Origin of the sequence: Pseudescherichia sp. (assembly GCF_031987975.1) — a bacterium.
Lineage (GTDB): Bacteria > Pseudomonadota > Gammaproteobacteria > Enterobacterales > Enterobacteriaceae > Pseudescherichia.
In genome coordinates, this window is record NZ_DALZYX010000024.1 from 1 (window position 1) to 3,797 (window position 3,797).

General features: G+C 57.8%; 1 protein-coding gene and 2 pseudogenes. 2 read left to right on the forward strand and 1 reads right to left on the reverse strand.

Going from position 1 to position 3,797, the window contains the following annotated elements; all coding sequences use genetic code 11:
* Positions 1-365 (reverse strand): annotated as a pseudogene (locus RTN40_RS20950) (hypothetical protein); the annotation flags it as partial.
* Between the two features lie 404 nt (positions 366-769).
* On the opposite strand from RTN40_RS20950, the gene RTN40_RS20955 reads away from it, so the two are divergent.
* Positions 770-3,160 carry a glucose/quinate/shikimate family membrane-bound PQQ-dependent dehydrogenase gene (locus tag RTN40_RS20955; protein ID WP_312230017.1) on the forward strand — a complete coding sequence of 797 codons (2,391 nt, stop codon included), beginning with the start codon at positions 770-772 and terminating at the stop codon, positions 3,158-3,160.
* A gap of 230 nt (positions 3,161-3,390) precedes the next feature.
* A pseudogene (locus RTN40_RS20960) lies at positions 3,391-3,797 on the forward strand (hypothetical protein); the annotation flags it as partial.

Consider the following 3,797-nt stretch of genomic DNA (forward strand, 5'->3'; position numbering starts at 1 on the left):
TAAAACTCAAGCCAGGTCTGTGCATTGTCCGGGTCCGGTTTGCACACGGACTTCATCAGCACAAAGGTGGTCGAATACTGCACGGCATGGCTGAGGTAGCGGGCTTTCTGGTAGTCCCTCCCCAGACGCCAGGCCACCACTTCGCCGTCCGCCATACTCGGCAGCGGCACCGCCGTTGCGGTTGTTTCCGGGGTTAGCAATGAACCCGGAGCAGAGACCTCTGAGATATGGATACCGCCGTGCCACATCTTGTTGGTGCCCGCCAGCCATGAGCCATGCGGCTCCCGGCCAATAAGGCGCATCATTTCATCCAGGGTGGCGTAGTTTTCCCCGTTCTGCTTACGGGCCGGAAAACAGGTGTTCATGATGCCTCTCCTTAGCGTGAGACTGTCACGTCAGTGACGGATGACAGCACAAGCCCTTACTTGTAAGGTGGTTATAAAGGCATCACTTTAACCCTGCTGAAGGAACACACAACGGCAATTGTGTAATGGAAAATTACTTAAATTACAGTGGATTATGATTTGCAGTTTTACATTGATTCAATGAATCAAATCACTGATTTTGTAACTTCTAAAATCTGGCAGTGCATACCCTGCTGGCTAATGGGGTATGGCATATCCGCTTCCCTTAGCCAGCCCCCGCTCAACCAGCAAATGCTTTTATTCGGGCATTGAGTTAAGAAAAGCCAAATATGTGATGACGGTCACACTTGTTAAATCCTATAATTAATTGCTATCAAAATATTAAACATGAAGAGTGTCTTTCTATGGCAGAAACAAAACCCCGGACGTCGCGCGTGCTCGTGACGTTAACAGCCCTGTTCGCAGCACTATGCGGGCTATTCCTTCTGATCGGTGGGGTCTGGCTGGTCGCCGTCGGCGGCTCCTGGTACTACCCTGTCGCCGGTCTTCTGATGCTTGGCGTCGCCTGGTTGCTATGGCGCAGCAAACGTGCAGCGCTCTGGCTCTACGCTGTGCTCCTGCTTGGCACCATGATCTGGGGCGTCTGGGAAGTCGGCTTTGACTTCTGGGCGCTGACGCCGCGCAGCGATATCCTCGTCTTCTTTGGGATCTGGCTGGTGCTGCCGTTTGTCTGGCGTCGCCTGATCGTCCCTGCCAACGGCGCGGTCGCTGCCCTGCTGGTGGCGCTGGTGATCACCGGCGGGATACTGACCTGGGCGGGCTTTAACGATCCGCAGGAGATCAACGGTACGCTGAGCGCTGACGCGACGCCTGCCGCGCCCATCTCTCAGGTGGCGGACTCTGACTGGCCGGCCTACGGTCGTAACCAGGAGGGGCAGCGCTACTCCCCGCTGAAGCAGATTAACGCCGATAACGTACACAATCTGAAAGAGGCTTGGGTATTCCGCACTGGCGATCTGAAGCTGCCAAACGATCCGGGCGAGATCACTAACGAAGTAACGCCGATTAAGGTTGGCGATACGCTGTTCCTCTGCACCGCGCACCAGCGTCTGTTTGCCCTGGATGCCGCAACCGGGAAAGAGAAGTGGCACTTCGATCCGCAGCTGAACACCAACCCGTCGTTCCAGCATGTGACCTGCCGCGGCGTCTCTTACCATGAGGCGAACGCCAATAATGCCAGCCCGGACGTGGTGGCTAACTGCCCGCGCCGCATCATTCTGCCAGTGAACGATGGCCGTCTGTTCGCCGTCAACGCTGACAACGGCAAGCTGTGTGAATCCTTTGCTAACAAAGGTATTCTGAACCTGCAAACCAATATGCCGGTCACCACGCCAGGCATGTACGAGCCGACCTCGCCGCCGATTGTTACCGACAAGGTGATTATCATTGCCGGTGCGGTAACCGATAACTACTCTACCCGCGAGCCGTCTGGCGTTATTCGCGGTTTCGATATCAACACCGGCGCGCTGCTCTGGGCTTTCGATCCGGGCGCAAAAGATCCGAACGCTATTCCGGCGGACGAGCACCACTTTACGCCGAACTCGCCAAACTCCTGGGCACCGGCGGCCTATGATGCCAAGCTGGATATGGTCTATCTGCCGATGGGCGTCACCACGCCGGACATCTGGGGTGGCAACCGCACGCCGGAGCAGGAGCGTTATGCCAGCTCTATCCTGGCGCTGAACGCCACTACCGGTAAGCTGGTGTGGAGCTACCAGACCGTCCACCACGATCTGTGGGATATGGATATGCCGTCCCAGCCGACGCTGGCAGATATTACCGTTAAGGGCCAGACCGTACCGGTAATCTATGCTCCGGCGAAAACCGGTAACATCTTCGTACTGGATCGCCGTAACGGCCAGCTGGTTGTCCCGGCACCTGAGAAGCCGGTTCCGCAGGGTGCGGCCAAAGGCGACTACGTTACCAAAACCCAGCCGTTCTCCGATCTGAGCTTCCGTCCGAAGAAAGATCTGACCGGGGCAGACATGTGGGGTGCCACTATGTTTGACCAGCTGGTGTGCCGCGTGATCTTCCAGAACCTGCGCTATGAAGGCATCTTCACGCCGCCGTCTGAGCAGGGCACACTCGTCTTCCCGGGTAACCTGGGGATGTTCGAGTGGGGCGGTATCTCTGTCGATCCGCACCGTCAGGTGGCGATTGCCAACCCGATGGCGCTGCCGTTCGTCTCTAAGCTGATGCCGCGCGGTCCGGGCAACCCGATGGAAGAGCCAGAAAATGGCCAGGGTACCGGCTCCGAGTCGGGTATACAGCCGCAGTACGGCGTGCCGTACGGTGTCACCCTGAACCCGTTCCTGTCACCGATTGGCCTGCCGTGTAAACAGCCTGCCTGGGGTTACATCTCCGCGCTGGATCTGAAAACCAACGAAGTGGTCTGGAAAAAACGTATCGGTACCCCGCAGGATAGCCTGCCGTTCCCGATGCCGATCCCGTTACCGTTCACCACCGGTATGCCAATGCTGGGCGGCCCGATCTCTACCGCCGGTAACGTGCTGTTCATCGCGGCGACCGCAGATAACTACCTGCGCGCCTATAACATGAGCAACGGTGAGAAACTGTGGCAGGGCCGTCTGCCAGCGGGTGGCCAGGCGACGCCGATGACCTATGAAGTGAATGGCAAGCAGTACGTTGTCATCTCTGCGGGCGGTCACGGTTCGTTTGGTACCAAAATGGGCGACTATATCGTTGCCTACGCACTGCCTGATGACGCGAAGTAACGCAGTATTGTAGTACCTCCAGGCCCGGCGAGCTTCGCGCCGCCGGGCCGACGAGATGATTCTTTCCCTTTCTCATACTAGCCGCGACGCTCCAGCCAGCCGGTTTCCCAAACACTCTATTTTCGACAATTCATCCTCAAAATTGCGCATCTGAATAACTCTCCAATTTTTATACTGAACGATTATTCCTCTCTTCTATTTAATCCTTTTTTTTCTTCGGAGAGCCAACAATGAGTAATCCAACCGCCGCCACCGGCACGCCAGTGGTCAGCGTACATGATAACCGGGGGCTGGCCGTGCGCGCCCTCAACTGGAACCATGACAGCAGCACCGACCCGCTGCGCCTGCTGGTCAGCCATTCATATACGGATGATGCCAGCCGGATAGCAACACACCGTGACCCACGCCTGTTTGCCGCCCGGACCGCCGACAGCACGGCTCCGGCAAACCTGCGCACCACGTCCTCGCTGGCAGGCCAGATGCTGCGGCGCGAAAGCACCGACAGCGGTGAACAGGTAATGTTGTCTGATGCCGCGGGCCGTCCGGTGTGGAGCCGGGACGGGCGCGGCACGGTGCAGACCCTGGCGTATGACGAGCTGGGACGGCTGGCGAGCGGCAGCGAGCAGCTCTCGGGTCA

Excerpts from the sequence above, each read along its gene's own strand:
- RTN40_RS20955 (WP_312230017.1), top strand. The coding sequence starts at position 770 with ATGGCAGAAACAAAACCCCGGACGTCGCGCGTGCTCGTGACGTTAACA.